General features: G+C 56.5%; 16 protein-coding genes. 8 read left to right on the forward strand and 8 right to left on the reverse strand.

Features of this window, described 5'->3' with window-relative positions; all coding sequences use genetic code 11:
* Nucleotides 1-55: 55 nt before the first annotated feature.
* Nucleotides 56-379, forward strand: a complete 324-nt coding sequence (gene hspQ, locus FIV03_RS20430; protein ID WP_022998644.1) for a heat shock protein HspQ — start codon at nt 56-58, stop codon at nt 377-379.
* A gap of 100 nt (nt 380-479) precedes the next feature.
* Here the strand turns inward: hspQ and FIV03_RS20435 are convergent, their stop codons facing one another.
* Nucleotides 480-1,091 (reverse strand): invasion associated locus B family protein, encoded by a 612-nt coding sequence (locus FIV03_RS20435; protein ID WP_022998645.1) that lies wholly within the window; start codon nt 1,089-1,091, stop codon nt 480-482.
* 265 nt (nt 1,092-1,356) lie between these two features.
* On the opposite strand from FIV03_RS20435, the gene FIV03_RS20440 reads away from it, so the two are divergent.
* The 4 genes from FIV03_RS20440 to FIV03_RS20455 all read left to right on the forward strand — a co-directional run bounded on the left by FIV03_RS20440 (nt 1,357) and on the right by FIV03_RS20455 (nt 6,874).
* Complete coding sequence (locus FIV03_RS20440; RefSeq protein WP_152510781.1) at nt 1,357-3,228, forward strand: extracellular solute-binding protein; 1,872 nt, start codon at nt 1,357-1,359, stop codon at nt 3,226-3,228.
* 24 nt (nt 3,229-3,252) lie between these two features.
* Nucleotides 3,253-4,884: a class I adenylate-forming enzyme family protein gene (locus FIV03_RS20445; RefSeq protein ID WP_152510782.1), complete on the forward strand. Its 1,632-nt coding sequence runs from the start codon at nt 3,253-3,255 to the stop codon at nt 4,882-4,884.
* Nucleotides 4,885-4,996: 112 nt separating this feature from the next.
* A complete protein-coding gene (locus FIV03_RS20450) occupies nt 4,997-6,079 on the forward strand; it encodes a hypothetical protein (protein ID WP_209009727.1) in 1,083 nt (360 codons plus the stop codon).
* A gap of 120 nt (nt 6,080-6,199) precedes the next feature.
* Nucleotides 6,200-6,874, forward strand: a complete 675-nt coding sequence (locus tag FIV03_RS20455; protein WP_152510783.1) for a DsbA family oxidoreductase — start codon at nt 6,200-6,202, stop codon at nt 6,872-6,874.
* Between the two features lie 76 nt (nt 6,875-6,950).
* On the opposite strand, the gene eno is transcribed toward FIV03_RS20455, so the two are convergent.
* Together eno and kdsA are read right to left on the reverse strand one after the other, a co-directional pair.
* Nucleotides 6,951-8,225: a phosphopyruvate hydratase gene (gene eno, locus FIV03_RS20460; protein WP_152510784.1), complete on the reverse strand. Its 1,275-nt coding sequence runs from the start codon at nt 8,223-8,225 to the stop codon at nt 6,951-6,953.
* 141 nt (nt 8,226-8,366) lie between these two features.
* Entirely contained in the window at nt 8,367-9,215 is an 849-nt protein-coding gene (gene kdsA, locus FIV03_RS20465) for a 3-deoxy-8-phosphooctulonate synthase (protein WP_152510785.1), read from the reverse strand.
* A gap of 393 nt (nt 9,216-9,608) precedes the next feature.
* Between kdsA and galU the strand changes: the two genes are divergently transcribed.
* From galU to FIV03_RS20480, 3 genes are all read left to right on the forward strand, one after another.
* Nucleotides 9,609-10,502 carry a UTP--glucose-1-phosphate uridylyltransferase GalU gene (gene galU, locus FIV03_RS20470; RefSeq protein ID WP_022998652.1) on the forward strand — a complete coding sequence of 298 codons (894 nt, stop codon included), beginning with the start codon at nt 9,609-9,611 and terminating at the stop codon, nt 10,500-10,502.
* 112 nt (nt 10,503-10,614) lie between these two features.
* Nucleotides 10,615-11,919, forward strand: a complete 1,305-nt coding sequence (locus FIV03_RS20475) for a nucleotide sugar dehydrogenase (protein ID WP_152510786.1) — start codon at nt 10,615-10,617, stop codon at nt 11,917-11,919.
* Nucleotides 11,920-12,104: 185 nt separating this feature from the next.
* Complete coding sequence (locus FIV03_RS20480) at nt 12,105-12,539, forward strand: DUF4864 domain-containing protein (RefSeq protein ID WP_022998654.1); 435 nt, start codon at nt 12,105-12,107, stop codon at nt 12,537-12,539.
* Nucleotides 12,540-12,575: 36 nt separating this feature from the next.
* On the opposite strand, the gene tgt is transcribed toward FIV03_RS20480, so the two are convergent.
* The 5 genes from tgt to coaD all read right to left on the reverse strand — a co-directional run bounded on the left by tgt (nt 12,576) and on the right by coaD (nt 16,611).
* On the reverse strand, nt 12,576-13,730 hold the full coding sequence (gene tgt, locus FIV03_RS20485; protein ID WP_152510787.1) for a tRNA guanosine(34) transglycosylase Tgt: 1,155 nt from the start codon (nt 13,728-13,730) through the stop codon (nt 12,576-12,578).
* A gap of 9 nt (nt 13,731-13,739) precedes the next feature.
* Nucleotides 13,740-14,813, reverse strand: a complete 1,074-nt coding sequence (queA, locus tag FIV03_RS20490; RefSeq protein WP_152510788.1) for a tRNA preQ1(34) S-adenosylmethionine ribosyltransferase-isomerase QueA — start codon at nt 14,811-14,813, stop codon at nt 13,740-13,742.
* A 193-nt stretch (nt 14,814-15,006) separates the two neighbouring features.
* Nucleotides 15,007-15,480 carry a peptidylprolyl isomerase gene (locus FIV03_RS20495; protein ID WP_022998657.1) on the reverse strand — a complete coding sequence of 158 codons (474 nt, stop codon included), beginning with the start codon at nt 15,478-15,480 and terminating at the stop codon, nt 15,007-15,009.
* A gap of 44 nt (nt 15,481-15,524) precedes the next feature.
* Nucleotides 15,525-16,064, reverse strand: coding sequence for a peptidylprolyl isomerase (locus FIV03_RS20500; RefSeq protein ID WP_209009728.1), 540 nt, complete (start codon nt 16,062-16,064; stop codon nt 15,525-15,527).
* Nucleotides 16,065-16,104: 40 nt separating this feature from the next.
* Nucleotides 16,105-16,611 (reverse strand): pantetheine-phosphate adenylyltransferase, encoded by a 507-nt coding sequence (coaD, locus tag FIV03_RS20505; RefSeq protein WP_022998659.1) that lies wholly within the window; start codon nt 16,609-16,611, stop codon nt 16,105-16,107.
* Between the last annotated feature and the right edge of the window lie 32 nt (nt 16,612-16,643).

Here is a 16,643-nt window from a genome sequence, read left to right on the forward strand (position 1 = left end):
CGCCGGCTGCCGACACGGTATCCCGGCAGTGCATGCAGTATGCGGACGAGTAACCATGCGAACGGCAAAATTCAGAATTGGCCAGGTCGTCCGGCACCGGATCTACCCCTTCCGTGGCGTTATTTTCGATGTCGATCCGACCTTCAGCAATACGGAAGAATGGTGGAACGCCATCCCGGAGGACGTGCGTCCTTTGCGCGACCAGCCGTTCTATCATCTCCTCGCCGAGAACGAGGAGACCGAATATGTGGCCTATGTCAGCGAACAGAACCTGGAAGCGGATATGACCGGGGAACCGGTGCGCCATCCGCAGGTTGAAGAGATTTTCGAGGAACAGACGGACGGCTCATATCTGCCGCGCAGCGTAGAGATCCACTAATCGTCCCAATTCCCGGCGGTTTTCAGTCTTGATCTTCGAATACAAAAAAGGCCGGAACTTTCAAAGTTCCGGCCTTCTTCAATTCTGGCAAAGCAGCCTGTTACTGGCTTTGCTTCTGAGCGTCGATCAGCTTCTGACGCGCTTCGTCAGCGCGCTTCTGCAATTCGCTCTGCAGTTCTTCCTGACGCTTTTGCAGCTCGGCAATGTTCATCGGCTCGCCGTCGTAAACCTTGGTGAAGCCGATCAGAGTCATCTTGAAGACGATTTCCTTGGCTTGCTGGTTATACGGAGCCACAATCACCTCACCACCCTGCTTCATGGTGTTGATGAACGAGTCATCAATCGCCAGTTCAGCGTAGCAGGCATTGGGTGCGCAGATGCTGTACTTGCCCTGTACGGGCTTGCCATCATCGATTTGAATGCGCACACCCGGCTGGATAAGAACGCCGGTCGGTACAGCGACCAGCAGTTTCTTGCGGGCTTCGCCCTCAGTTTCCTGAATAGCAATGTTACTCAGGAACTGTCCGGTATTTGTGCGCAATTCAATCGAAATAAAGCAGATTTCCTTCTGCGTGTTCGGATTGGTGTTACACGCTTTCGTCCATGGGCTTTTTTCTTCCTGGGCGATTGCGGGTGCACCTGCAAAAGAAGATAGGGCTACGAACGCACCTACTGCACATCCGAACAATCCTCTTTTCAAAACACTCGTCATCGATACGTCCTCAATCGTGCGTGTACGAAACTTTCGCGTTGTTCTGAGCCATTCCGGAACCAACCGCAAGGCCCGTAACGACATTCAAACCGTGAAACCATGGTAAGACACTTAATTTGGGCGAGAGGGTGGCCGATTTGCAACGCACCCCTGTTGGCGAATTGAAACCTGAATATCTTGCGGTTTGTTGCTTGTCCCGGGCGCGTCCGTAGGAACCCTGTGCTACTGTAATCGCTGAGAATCAACAGAATCTCCGGCGGTGGTGATGCGTAGTTCGATAGTTTCCGGTCTTCTTTTTCATGCCGGCAAGGCGATCGGTTTGGCAACCTCGTCTGCATGCCTGCTTGCCTTGGCAATCAGCCTGCCCGTCAGCGCGGACGATGAAAACGTGCCCTGGACGCATGCCATCGCCATGCACGGGACACCAGCACTTGGACCTGACGAACCATTTCCCTATGCCAACCCCGCTGCGCCCAAGGGCGGCACAATCACACTTGGTGTACAGGGAACCTTCGACAGCCTGAATTCCTTCATTGTTCAGGGCGGCTGGACCTCGGCACGTGGAATGCGCGAACGCGAATTCGGCAACAACATACTGGAAAGCCTGATGGTCCGCTCGTACGCGGAACCTTTTTCCCTTTACGGTCTTCTGGCGCAACGTGTGCGCATGCCGGACAGCCGGGAGTGGATCGAGTTCGAGCTTAATCCGGATGCAAGGTTTTCCGACGGGACACCAGTCACAGTCGATGACGTCATCTTTTCTCTGGAAGTGATCCGCGACAAGGGGCGCCCGCCCTATCGAAACTGGTATGCGGCTATCACCGAAAAGCAGGTGACCGCACCCAACCGGCTGAAGCTGGTATTCGAAAACGGTGACAATCGCGAACTGCCGCTGTTAATCGCGTTGGCTCCAATTTATTCCAAGGCAGCCACCGATGCGGAGAATTTCGACAAATCGTCGTTGAACCCGCCCATCGGCACAGGGCCGTACACCTTCAAGACGATCGAGCCAGGCAGGCTCGTCGTTTATGAGAAGAACCCGGACTATTGGGCCAAGGATCTGCCTGTCAAAGCCGGTTTCGACAACTTCGACGAGATCCGGGTGGAATATTTCCGCGACGAGACGACCTTGCAGGAATCCTTCAAGAAGGGCCTGGTCCAGGCGTTGCAGTTCCGGGATCCTGCCCGTTGGGCAACGGGGCTAGATTTTCCGGCAGTGAAAAATGGCGAGGTTCTCAAGCGGGCAATTCCGCTCGGGATTCCCGCCGCCATGCAGGGCATCGCATTCAACACCCGCAAAGACCAGTTCTCCGACCCGGCCGTGCGCAAGGCCTTGCGCATGCTGTTCGATTTTGAATGGGTGAACCGCAATCTCTATTACGGACTTTACACGCGCACGGCAGGGTACTGGGACAATTCCGAGCTTTCATCGATCGGCCGCCCGGCAAGCGACCGGGAAAAGGAATTGCTGGCTCCCTTCCCTGACGCCGTCGATCCCGAAGTGATGGACGGCACCTGGCGTCCGGCGGAAGCAGACGGTTCAGGACGTGACAGAAAAGTGCTGCGGGCAGCGCTGGAAGCCTTCGGCAAGGCCGGTTACAGGCTCAAGGACGGAAAACTCCTGCACTCCGAGAACGGCAATCAGCTTTCGTTTGAAATTCTTGCCAAGAATGAGGACGAAGAAAAGCTGGCTCTTGCCTATATCCGTACTCTTGAGTTGCTCGGCGTATCTGCAAGCGTACGCAGTGTAGATCCGTCGCAGTTCGAAGACCGCAGGACGAAACGCGAGTTTGATATGGTGTTCAACACCTGGTTCTCCTCGCTGTCTCCCGGCGCCGAGCAATATGGACGCTGGTCATCAAAAGCAGCGGAAACGGAAGGATCCTTCAACTTTGTGGGCGCACATGAACCGGCGATCGATGCGATGATCGACGAGATTGTCGGTGCAAGAAGCCGCGATGACTTCGTGGCTGCGGTTCGCGCATTCGACCGCGTTCTGATTTCGGGAGCCTACGCAGTCCCGCTTTATCATGTCGCGGACGATTGGGTGGCGCACTGGAAGCAGATCGTTCCGCCGCAAAACGAGTCGCTCTACGGCCACGAGTACGACACCTGGTGGTCGGCCACGGCGCAATAATCGGACCAATGGACGAAAAATAAAATGAAAGCCACGCCTGAAAGCCTGTCCACGGAGTATCATGAAAGCGGAGCCTGGTCCGATGTGCCGCTTGATGAAATGTTCCGCAAGACAGCCGCAGAACACCCCGACCGGCTTGCGCTGGTTGATGCTCCTGACAGGGCTACCTGGACAGGTGGTGCTCCCCGAGCGTTGAGTTATGCCGAAGCCGATCGGGAAATTGATCGTCTTGCCGCTTTCTACACGACCGTCGGACTGTCATCTGATCATGTCGTCGGTGTCCAGGCTCCCAACACGGTCGATACCGTAATCGCGATCCTGGCAGCCCTGCGAGCAGATCTGATCATTTCTCCCTTGCCATTGCACTGGCGGCAGAAGAACGTTCTGGAAGCCTTGAACTCCATAGGCGCCAAGGGATTTGTCGCGGCCGACCGGGTAGAAACACGCGAGGTTGGTGTTGCCGCACGCGATGTTGCTGCGGATCTGTTCTCGTTGCGGTTTGTTTTCGGCCTTGGCAAGGACGTTCCCGATGGATTGATTGAATTGGGGCCGATGCTTGCCGAAATGGGTGAAGATCTGAAGTTCACTCCGAGTGAGCGCCCTGATCCGGCTGACCACACAGCGACCATCTGCTGGAGCCGAAGCGGCGAGGAAAACGTTCCGGTTACCCGCTGCCATAACCATTGGGTATCGGTCGCACATATGATCGTGCAGGAAGCTCATGTGCGCGATGCCAGCGTGATGGTCCTCCCCTATTCGCTCAGTGGCTTGACCGGCCTGGGTGGAGGACTGGTTCCCTGGTTGCTGACCGGCGGCACCTTGCATCTGCACCACCCGACTTCACTTGCCAATCTCGCTGCTCATGCCAACGAGGTTCAGGCGGATATCGTCATGACACCCGGGCCGCTGGCACAGACGCTCGACCGTAAACTTGAAAACACCAAGACGACGCTACTTGCAGCCTGGAATATCGCGGCCCCGCATCCGACGACTTTCGTTGCGCGGCGCCGTCTGATCGATCTTCACATCGCTGACGAATTCGCACTCGTTGCCAAGGCGCGAGGTCCCTCGGCGAAGATGAAGGCCACCGCGCTGGGAAAGCATAGCGGGCCGATCGGGTGTGAAAGCGGGCCAGCCCTTCTTGAGATTGCGGTCACCGACGAGGTGGATACGCAAGCTCCAACGCTTCTGGTGAAGGGACCCATGGTTCCCGATGTCGGGTGGCGAACCATCAATGGTGACCAGCGGCGCGTCCGCTGGGAAGGAACCGGTTTTCTGAATACCAACATCAAGGTTGAACTGACGGATGGCGGCATTGCTGGTTTCGGTATCCCGGGCCAATATGCCCTTGGTACCGGCAACCTTGAAACGGTGGATGTTGTCTACGCAGGGTACCCGGGCGTCAAGGAAGCTGCCGCCTTCATAGTGGAAGACCCTCTCCTCGGAGCCAGGATGTACGCAGCGCTTGTACCCGAGGCCGGGAACGTTCCTGATGCGGGTGCCTTTTTCGCGTATCTGGATGCCGAAGGCGTGGACCTTGCCAAGATCCCCCATCGTGTGTTGATTTTACAGTCTCTGCCGCGGAACGAGGATGGAACCATCAGCCGTGAACGGCTGACCATGCGGACACAGCGATTGCCTGCTGCCGTGGCGTAGGTGGGGATAAGGAATGGATGTTGAAACCTCGCTTTCCTGGCGCGGCCCGTATTGGTATGCGGGACGTCGGCCAAGGCGGAGCAGCAATGGTGATGCGCCAGAAGATTTAGACGTGTCGCTTATCAGCATGTTCGACCGTCGCAGCAAGCTGCCCATGGCGCTGCCTGCAGCGATCGTGGTTGATATAAGCATCCTGGAAGACGACCGCAGAGACGAATTCTTTTCCTGGCTGCTTCCGCAAATCAGACGCCTTCCAAGTGAAGTCCCTTTCTACATCCTCACCGGAAGCGACGATATTCTGCCCCCCGGTCTGCAACCGACTGCAATTATCGACAAGGTCGTTCCCGATGAAGTCCTGCTGATGTTGATATGCATTCATCAGCGCGCATTGCTTCGGTCAGAGGAAGCACAACTTCGCAGACGTATTTTTGGCAGGATTCCGGGTTTCGGGAGCGCGCCGCATCATTCAGGAACCAGCAGCCTGCTTGTCGTTGGCCTGAGCGGTCGGTTCCTGGAATGGCAGGACGCCAGTGAAGAAAAGGTCGAGGTTGTCGGTGCATTCGACGGCAGCATGGCGGTTGAATTCATGTCCAAGCGTGCATTTGACGCCGTGGTCATTGATGCCCCCTTCGAAGATGCCGTCGACTATATGCAGCAGATCCGCCGGGATGCCCGTTTCGCGGGGTTGCCGGTTCTGGCTGTCTGTGAGCGGGAGGAAGATCTCGTTCAACTGTTCCGAAACGGAGCTTCGGACGTGCTGGTTGGAGAAAACCGCAAGGAAACCCTCGCCCGCCGGCTAAACTCCGCCACCCGCTTCGGCAAGAGGCGCCGTCTTGCAGACCGGGTGCTCGCGGAAAGCCACATGTGGTTGCGTCAGCAGATCCACCAGGGCGGACTTGGCGTGGATGATTATACGAACTATCTCGAAGCCTGCAGCAATGGCCTTGCGGCGCGTGGCCTCGATCTTTGGGAAATGAGGCTTCAGCCGGAAAACTTCGGCATTGCCGTCACTTCCGCTGAAGAACTGGAAGACATCAACACGACATTGCTGTCCATCGCGGACGCCACCAGCCGTGACGAGGACCTTGTCTGCCTGGTCAAGGACTTCGGGCCGGTTGCCGTCTTGAAGAACGAGGCTGGCACGACAAGGCTGCAGAAGCGGATCAGCTCGATCCTCACACACACTGTTCTGTGAACAGACGCTGGTCTGTATGCGTCTTTCGTCGATTGCCTTAACACTGCCGCGAATTTGGGGTTGGCATATTTGTCAGAGTCTTTAGCCTGACAAAAATATCTCCAACGTTCTGGATGTCCGATGACCCTATCATCCGCCCTTACCGTCGATGTCGTATCCGATGTGATGTGCCCCTGGTGTTTCATTGGAAAAAGACGCCTTGAAGCGGCGTTGAAGTCGGTTCCGCAGCTCGATGTGCTGGTTCGTTGGCACCCCTTTCAGCTTGACGCCACCTTGCCGAAGACTGGCAAGGACAGAAAACAGTATCTGAGCGACAAGTTCGGTGGTCTGGAGCGGGCGGATACGTTCTACAAACAAATCCGTGCAGCGGGACAGGAGGAAGGCATCAACTTTGCCTTCGACGATATCACCTTGTCGCCGAATACCCTTGATTGCCACAGACTGATCCTTTGGTCACGTGACGACGATCTTCAGGACGAAGTCGTGGAGCTTTTGTTCAAGGCCTATTTCCTGAACGGAGAAGATCTGACACGCCCCGAGGTTCTTGTGCGAATTGCCGAGGAAGCGGGGATGCAGTCCGATCTGGTGGAGCATCTATTGGGAACCGAAACCGATCTCGACAAGGTCGAGGCCCAGATTGCCAACGCTCAAAAGTCCGGGATCACGGGTGTGCCATGTTTCATTATCGATGGCAGGTTTGTTCTGGCAGGAGCTGAAAAACCGGAAACAATAGCCGCAGCGCTTCTGCATGCCGACGAAACACGGACCGATCCGCAGGCAGCAGTTTCCAATTAAAAGCAGCTTGAGTTGCCGAAACAAAAAAAGCCCCGCACGAATGCGGGGCTTTTCTGATTTTGATGACCTGAAAAGATCAGCCGCGCAGAATGGAACGACCTGCATAAACCGCCTGTGCGCCCAGTTCTTCCTCGATACGGATGAGCTGGTTGTACTTTGCGAGCCGGTCGGACCGTGCAAGTGAACCGGTTTTGATCTGGCCGCAGTTGGTGGCAACCGCGAGGTCAGCAATGGTGCTGTCCTCGGTCTCGCCGGAGCGGTGGGACATAACAGCGGTGTAGGCAGCCTTGTGTGCGGTCTCGACGGCGTCCAGCGTTTCGGACAGCGTACCGATCTGGTTGACCTTGATCAGGATCGAGTTGGCAACGTCGAGGTCGATACCCTTGCGCAGACGCTCGGAATTGGTGACGAAGAGGTCGTCGCCGACCAGTTGGCATTTATTGCCGATAAGGTCGGTCGTCGCTTTCCAACCGTCCCAATCGTCTTCTGCCAGACCGTCTTCGATCGAGATGATCGGGTAGCGGGAAACGAGGTCGGCGAGATATTTTGCCATTTCCTCAGGAGCCAGCGTCTTGCCTTCACCTTCCAGCACATATTTGCCGTCCTTGAAGAACTCGGTCGATGCCGCGTCCAGTGCCAGGAAGACATCTTCACCTGGCTTGTATCCAGCAGTTTCGATCGCCTTCATGACGAAGCCGATAGCTGCGTCGGTCGATTCCAGATTGGGAGCAAAGCCGCCTTCGTCGCCAACATTGGTGTTGTGGCCGGCTGCGTTCAGTGCCTTTTTCAAGGTGTGGAAAATTTCAGAACCCATGCGCACGGCATCGCCAAGGGACTCGGCGCCAACCGGCATGATCATGAATTCCTGGAAATCGATCGGATTGTCGGCATGCGCGCCGCCATTGATGATGTTCATCATGGGAACCGGAAGCGTGCGCGCAGACGTGCCGCCGACATAGCGGTAGAGCGGCAGACCGGACGCCTGGGCAGCGGCGCGGGCTACAGCAAGCGATACGCCCAAAGTGGAGTTGGCACCAAGACGCGACTTGTTGTGTGTACCGTCGAGATCGATCATGGCCTGGTCGATCTGAAGCTGATCTTCAGCGTCCAGACCGCCAACTGTCTCGAAAATTTCTCCGTTCACGGCATCAACTGCATTCTGGACACCCTTGCCCATGAAGCGGTCGCCGCCATCGCGCAGTTCGACAGCTTCGTGTGCACCGGTGGAAGCTCCGGACGGAACGGCTGCCCGGCCGAAGGAACCGTCCTCCAGGAAAACGTCGACTTCTACGGTCGGGTTACCACGGCTGTCAAAGATCTGACGGCCGATAACATCGATAATGGCGGTCATGGAAAGAACTCCCTTGTCGCATGCACCTGAATTGACGGTCTGCCGGAGAAATTCCGGCCGTTTGGAAGCCGGAGCACCGGCGTTTTTCCGGAGCTCTTGCCCCACAAAGGAAAGCCGCACACGAGGCGCGGCTGAAATTGACTATTCTGCAGCGGCTGCCGGTGCCTTGACGACGTTGTCGAGTGCCTTCAACTGGGCCAGCAACGCTTCGAGTTGATCGAGCGGCACCATGTTCGGTCCATCGGACGGAGCGTTGTCCGGATCAGGGTGCGTTTCGATGAAGAGACCAGCTACACCCACGGCCACTGCAGCACGCGCAAGAACGGGTACCATTGTCCGGTCGCCGCCGGTGGAAGCGCCCTGCCCGCCCGGTTGCTGCACGGAATGTGTTGCATCAAAAATAACCGGCGCGCCGGTCTGAGCCATGATCGGCAGCGAGCGCATATCGGTAACAAGCGTATTGTAGCCGAAGCTGGCGCCGCGTTCGGTCAACATGACATTGGTATTGCCCGAACCTGTCACTTTCCCCAGAACATTTTTCATGTCCCAGGGCGCCAGGAACTGGCCTTTCTTGATGTTGACCACGCGGCCGGTCTTTGCGGCAGCCACAAGCAAGTCCGTCTGACGGCAGAGGAATGCCGGGATCTGCAGGACATCGACAACTTCCGCAACCGGCGCGCATTGCTCGGGGCTGTGCACATCGGTCAAGACCGGCATGCCGAATTTTTCCTTCACTTCCGCAAAGATCGGCATGGCTTCTTCCATGCCAACACCCCGTTTTCCTGCAAGAGATGTCCGGTTGGCCTTGTCGTATGAGGTCTTGTAAATGACGCCGATTCCGAGACGATCCGTAATTTCCTTGATCGCGGCTGCGCATTCCAGCGCGTGCTCGCGGCTTTCAAGCTGGCAAGGGCCGGCAATGAGGCTGAAAGGCGCATCATTGCTGAAGGTTACATTGCCAACGGAAACTACGCGGTTTGCCTCGGTCATTTTCCACCTTATGCCATGCGGTTGCCGCTTGAGCGCAGCAACTCGTTCAGGAAACAAGTCCGATCTCGGAACTTGCGGAGTTCCATAGCGCTCTTTTCGCCTGCCCGCAACATCGCTCTGGCGGAAAGCAGGTAGCTCTTAAATCGATTTAAAAGTGCGTAGTCTCACCCCGACATAAAATGATCACTTTGTCGAAGTTATTGCGTTAGTATTGCAGTGCACAAGCTTGCAACCGGCCATAGACCTGAGGGTCCGGCTGATTGCCACTTGGGCTAACTGCAACGTCGCGCCCGCGGACGATCTGAGTTTAGAACGTGTATTCGACGGCTCATGTGATTATTAGTGGGTAAAAGAAGATTGAGTTCGTATTTGTAGACCATCGGAAGGCCTGACATGAACAAGCCCATTCGCAAAGCGATCCTGCCCGTGGCAGGTCTTGGCACTCGGTTTCTGCCCGCGACCAAGGCAGTGCCGAAGGAAATGCTGACGATCGTTGACCGTCCGATCATCCAATATGTGGTGGATGAAGCACGGGCCGCAGGCATCGAACATATCGTTTTCGTCACCGGGCGAAACAAACAGGTTATCGAAGACCATTTCGATATGGCCTATGAGCTGGAAGATACCCTCAAGGCAAGAAACAAGACTGCTGCTCTGGAACTACTTGAAAAACACCGCCCGGTTCCGGGTGCCACTTCCTTCACCCGTCAGCAGGCCCCGCTAGGCCTCGGCCATGCTATCTGGTGCGCCCGCGATATTATCGGCAACGAACCCTTTGCCATTCTGTTGCCGGACGTGATCATCAAGTCTCAGGTCAGCTGCCTCAAGCAGATGGTAGACCTCTATCAAAATACGGGTGGCAACATCATCGCCGTGGAAGAAGTTCCCGAAGACCAGACAGATCAGTACGGCATTGTGGAACTCGACGGAGAACTCGGTGCAAATGCGCACAAGATCTCAAACATGGTCGAAAAGCCCGCGCCCGGTACGGCGCCTTCCAATTTGATGATCACCGGCCGCTACATTCTACAGCCGGAAATCTTCGATCTTCTGTCCAACCAGGGCAAAGGCGCAGGTGGTGAGATCCAGTTGACCGACAGCATGCTCGCCTTGATGAAGGAACAGCACTTCGCGTCGCTCAAGTTCGAGGGTCGGAGCTACGACTGCGGTAACAAGGCCGGCTTCCTGAGCGCCAATATCGCATTCGGCATGGACGATCCGAAACTTGCTCGGGAACTGGTTCCGTTCATGGAAGAGATCATTCGCAAACCCTTGGCCGCCGAATAATCTGCGATCGTTTTCACTGCGGGCTTGAAAAGGCTCGCCAGAAGCCTTTAGGAGTGGGCCGGGTCTTGCGAAAGACCCGGCCCTTTCCGTTTGCTCCAATCCCGGATGCCTCATGCACGACACTTCCATTCACTCCACCAAGATCGCGGTTATCGGTCTGGGTTATGTCGGCCTGCCCGTGGCGGTGGCCTTCGCTGCGAAGGGTTTTGACGTTCTCGGGTTCGATATCAACGAAAGCCGGTTGAACGAGTTGCGCAGCGGTCAGGACAGCACGTCGTCCGTTGATGACGCGGATTTGCAGCAGGAAACGCTCGTTTTTTCCAGCAACGAAAAGGATCTGAGCGATAGGGATGTCTTGATCGTGGCGGTGCCGACACCGGTCGATCATGCCAAACGACCTGACCTGTCGCCTTTCAGAAACGCAGCAGCAACCGTCGGCCGCAATCTGAAACCGGGGGCCATCGTTGTCTTTGAATCAACCGTGTATCCAGGGGCAACCGAAGAGATCGCTGTTCCCGTCCTCGAGAAGGAATCGGGGCTGCTCTTCAACAGGGATTTTGCCGTTGGTTACTCGCCAGAGCGCATAAATCCCGGCGATACCGAGCGAGGGTTTGCGGACATCACCAAAATTGTTTCGGGTTCCAGCCCGGAAACAGCCGAAACGCTCAACACGCTCTATGGAGCCGTTGTCACGGCCGGCATTCATCTTGCCCCGTCGATCCGCGTAGCGGAAGCGGCAAAGGTGATTGAGAACACACAACGCGATCTCAATATCGCTCTCATGAACGAACTGGCGATGCTCTTCCACCAGATGGGCATCGATACCCGGGACGTGTTGAAGGGGGCTTCGACCAAATGGAACTTCCTGCCGTTCCAGCCGGGGCTGGTCGGTGGGCACTGCATCGGTGTCGATCCCTATTACCTGACTCACAAGGCACACGAGATCGGCATGACACCTCAGGTTATTCTGGCGGGTCGCGGTACCAACGAGGCAATGCCGGCATTTATCGCAGGCAAGATCATCCAGGAAAGCGTGAAGCTTGGCATGCCCATGCCTCCGAAAGTTGTCGTCCTCGGCATCACCTACAAGGCGAATGTGCCAGATACCCGTAATTCCAAGGTCGTCGATCTCATCAGGGAGCTGGAAAAGTTTGGGGCACGTGTTCAGGTCTGTGATCCACTTGCACATCCCGATGAGGTTGTCGCCGAATATGGAATCACCCTCACCCGGGAAGAAGACCTTGATGCTGCGGATGTTGCCGTGCTTGCGGTCCCGCATCGGCATTTTTTCCAAGATGAAACCGGCTGGCAGGTCCTGAAGGACGTTCTGAAAGATCAACGCGGCCTGGTCGCTGACATACCGGCGCTTTTGGATCGCTCCACTTGTCCGGACGGGATCCAGCTCTGGCGCCTTTGATTTTACAGGACTATTTGCCGGCTTTGGCGTGAGTCGGTATGCGTCACGAGAATTCGCAGTTCAAGGTCTGCCGAAAAACAGATCAAACTGCCAGGAATTGCCGCAAGGATTTGCTTGTATTTTAGCAATCTGAAAAGGGTTTCGAGCCGTATACTGATCGGGTTTCAGGAAAGGAGACACCGAACATGGCTCATGCTCGTTTCTGGAAGATGGTGGCGGTGGCCGGCGTCAGCGCGTTGCTGGCTACAGGGTCTGTCCGCGCCGAAGAAGGGCTCGACAGCAGTGCCTTTCACAAGATCATCAAAAATCAGATGAGTGCCTTTGCGACAGGTAATGCCCAGGCAGCCTTCTCGTTCGCAACCAGTTCCTTGCAACAGCGGTTTCAGACACCAGAGTTCTTCATGGAAATGGTGCGGCAAGGCTACCAACCTGTTTACAAGCCTCAAAGCGTAACGTTCGGCCGGTCGAAAATGACCAAGCTCGGGCCAACGCAGGAAGTCTATGTAACCGGCCCAAATGGCCAAAACTGGCTGGCTCTCTACAGTTTCGAGCAACAGGATGACGGCAGTTGGAAGATTTCCGGCTGCTATCTGACGAAAGCGGACGGATTTTCCGCCTAGTCAGTTTCAGCCTGAGCTTGGATTGAGAGTGCCGGGTTACAGCGCGGCAATATCGCCGCGCGCCCAGTCTTCCTTGGTCTTTGAGTAGAAGTCTTCGAAAGACCCGGCCTCGATCGCGTCGCGCATGCCCTGCATCAGGAACTGATAGTAGGCGATGTTGTTCCAGGTGAGCAGCATGCCCGCCAGTCCTTCGCCAGCCCGCACCAGATGGTGCAGATAGGCTCTGCTGTAGACACTAGACGCGGGACAGGTGCTCGCCTCGTCCAGCGGGCGTGGGTCGTCTTGATGACGGGCATTCTTGAGGTTGACCTTGCCATAGCGCGTATAGGCCAGACCGTGACGACCTGCCCGGGTCGGCATCACGCAATCGAACTGGTCAATGCCGCGCTTCACGCTTTCCAGAAGATCGTCCGGTGTCCCAACGCCCATCAGGTAACGCGGCTTGTCCACTGGCATCACAGGCGTCGTGATGTCTAGCATGCTCAGCATCACGTCCTGAGGTTCACCAACCGCCAGACCACCAACCGAATAGCCTTCAAACGGCATTTTGCCGAGTTCTTCTGCCGAGCGAATACGAAGATCGGGTTGATCACCCCCCTGAACGATGCCGTAAAGCCCCTGCCCTTTTCCTGGTCCACCCATGGTTTCGAACTGGTTGCGAGAGCGTTCTGCCCATCTGAGAGACAGCTCCATTGCTCTTTGGACTTCTTCACGGGGGCTCGGCAACTTGATGCATTCGTCCAGCTGCATCTGGATATCTGATCCGAGAAGTCCCTGTATCTCGACAGAACGTTCCGGTGTGAGATGGTACTTCTGACCGTCAATGTGGCTTTGGAAACGCACACCGTCTTCATCCAGCTTCCGCAGCTGGGCCAGCGACATCACCTGGAATCCACCGCTGTCGGTCAGGATCGTGTGAGGCCAGTTCATGAAGGTGTGCAGTCCGCCAAGTCTGGCGACCCGTTCGGCAGTTGGGCGAAGCATCAGGTGATAGGTATTGCCGAGCACCACGTCTGCACCGGTTTCCCTCACCTGTTCCGGGTACATCGCCTTCACGGTTGCCTGAGTGCCCACCGGCATGAAAGCGGGTGTACGCACGACACCGTGGGGCGTCGTGATTTCGCCTCGCCGCGCAGCGCCGTCCGTGGTGATCAGCTTGAAGCTGAAGGTCTTGCCGGTTTTTTCGGTCATGATTGGTCCTCAGACAGCGCCTTCCTGCGGGAAAAGCAGGGAAGCGTCGCCATAGCTGTAAAAACGGTATTCCTGCGAAATAGCGTGTGCATAGGCACGCCGCATCGTGTCCAGGCCCGAAAGAGCCGACACCAGCATGAACAATGTAGAACGCGGAAGATGGAAGTTGGTCATCAACGCGTCGATCGCCTTGAAGCGGTAGCCGGGCGTTATGAAGATCGAGGTTTCACCCGCAAAGGCGGCAATGGCGCCACTTGCCTGGGCGGAGCTTTCAAGGATCCGCAGGGATGTCGTGCCGACGCTGACAACCTTGTTTCCCCTTGCCTTGACGGCCAGAAGTGCGGCGGCGGTCTCTTCGGAGATTTCGCCCCATTCTGCGTGCATCTTGTGATCTGCCGTGTCTTCCGCCTTTACCGGCAGAAAGGTGCCAGCTCCGACATGCAGTGTTACGCGGTGCTGTTCGATACCGCGCTCGCTCAATGCCTCCAGCAGGTCAGGCGTAAAATGAAGACCCGCAGTCGGTGCGGCAACGGCACCGTCCTTTTCGGCGAATATCGTCTGATAGTCCTTGCGATCCTGGTCGTCTTCGCCACGCTTTTGCGCAATATACGGTGGCAAGGGTATGTGTCCAACGGATGCGATTGCAATGTCCAGATCAGGTCCGGACCGGTCGAAAGTCAGCAATACTTCACCGCTGTCGCCCTTTTCGGTCACTTCCGCCGTTAGCCGTGTGCCGACCCCTTCGAAAAGCACGGTATCGCCAACTTGCAACTTCTTTGCCGGCCGGACGAAGGCCTTCCAGCGGTCCGGCCCGGTGCGCATGTGCAGCGTCGCCCCGATGCCAGCGGTAATATCTCCTCGCAGGCGTGTTCCTTCAAGCTGTGCGGGTATCACCTTGGTATCGTTGAAAACCAGCGCATCACCGGGCTCCAGCAACAGCGGCAATTCGCGAACACCCGTGTCGGACAGTTCAGGTTCAGCACCTGGTTTAACGACAAGCATGCGAGCGGAATCACGTGGCCGAGCCGGGCGCAAGGCGATCCGTTCGTTGGGAAGAACAAAGTCGAATTGGTCGACGCGCATGGTAATTTGCTACTGACGGATCTCTGGAAGGTTTCGGGGTGCGGCGCCATTCCATCCAGAGCGGCAACCGGACTTTCAGTCAGCGGCTCTTACTGGCGACGGCGGAGCAGGTCAACCGTCTGAGGGTACATCCAAAACAAAACAGCGCGGATGACTGATCCGCGCTGCATCGTTAAAGCCACTTTCAGGTGGTTCAGGCCGCGTCGGCCGCCACTTTCAAGGAGACGATATTGTCCGGATTGGAAACCGGTTCGCCACGCTTGATCTTGTCGACATTGTCCATGCCTTCGATCACTTCTCCCCAGACGGTGTACTGACCGTCGAGCCAGGGTGCATCGGTAAAGCAGATGAAGAACTGGCTGTCACCGGAGTTCGGGTCCATTGCGCGAGCCATGGAGCAGGTGCCGCGCACGTGCTTCTCGTTGCTGAATTCCGCTTTCAGTTTCTTGCCGGAACCGCCAGTGCCAGTCCCCTGCGGGCAGCCGGTCTGTGCCATGAAGCCGTCGATTACGCGGTGAAAGACGATGCCGTCGTAAAAACCTTCGCGGACCAGTTCCTTGATGCGTGCGACATGCGTCGGCGCGAGGTCCGGCTTCAGTTCGATAACAACCGGTCCCTGGCTGGTTTCCATGAGAAGTGTGTTTTCGGCGTCTTTGATTTCAGCCATCGAGTATCTCCTTGGGTATTTTCGAAATTGTAGTCGCTTGAACGTTATTGTGCGTCCGAGGCGACCTGCATCTTGATGATCTTGTCCGGATTTGCCGGCGGTTCGCCGCGGGTGATGTTGTCGACGAATTCCATACCGTCGACGACTTCACCGAATACGGTGTACTGGCCATTCAGCCAGTCGCCATCGCCGAACATGATGAAAAACTGGGAATTGGCGCTGTCCGGGCTTGCGGAACGTGCCATGCCGAGCGTGCCACGCTTGAACGGTGCGTTGGAAAACTCAGCCTTCAGGTTAGGTTCGCTGGAACGGCCCGTGCCGGTGCCCGTCGGGTCACCGGTCTGGGCCATGAAGCCGTCGATGACGCGATGGAAGACGATACCGTCGTAAAAACCTTCGCGGGAAAGCTTCTTGATCCGCTCAACGTGAGCCGGAGCAAGGTCCGGACGAAGCTGTATGACGACGCGCCCGTCCTTCAAATCGAGATAAATTGTGTTTTCCGGATCGGTGCCTTGGGCATTGGCGGCCGAAGGCAGGATCAGAATTGAAGCCAGAACGGCAAAAATTGCAAGAAAGCGCGACACTGGAGACTCCTAAGGTTCAGGTCTAGAGCTTGGCTTTGAATTACGCGCCGGGTTTCGCGCGCGATCTCAATGGTTCGGCAACCGGTTCCGGCACAAAAGCGGAGATTTCTCCGCCCATCTTCGCGATTTGACGTACCAAGGTGGCCGTGATGTGGCGCACGTTCGGGGAAGCCGGAAGAAATACCGTACGAATGTCCGGTTCCAGCGTGCCGTTCATGCCGGCCATCTGCATCTCGTAGTCAAGATCCGTGCCGTCCCGCAGACCGCGCACCAGGTAAGCGGCGTTTTGCTGGCGTGCCGTTTCGATGACCAGATTGTCGAAGGCGATGACATCAATCCGTTCAGCTTCCTCCGGGGTGAATTCCGAACGAGCCGAAGCATGGATCAATTCAACCCGTTCCTCGAAGGAAAACAGGGGGGACTTGCCGGGGTGAATTCCGATGGCAACCACCACCTTGTCCGCCAGCGCAAGCGACTGACGCAATATATCCATGTGGCCATTGGTGACGGGATCGAAGGATCCAGGATAAAGCGCAATACGATTCATGGCACCTTCCTTACTCTGCCTGCACCTGCCTA

Source organism: Labrenzia sp. THAF187b (assembly GCF_009363375.1).
Taxonomy (GTDB): domain Bacteria; phylum Pseudomonadota; class Alphaproteobacteria; order Rhizobiales; family Stappiaceae; genus Roseibium; species Roseibium algicola.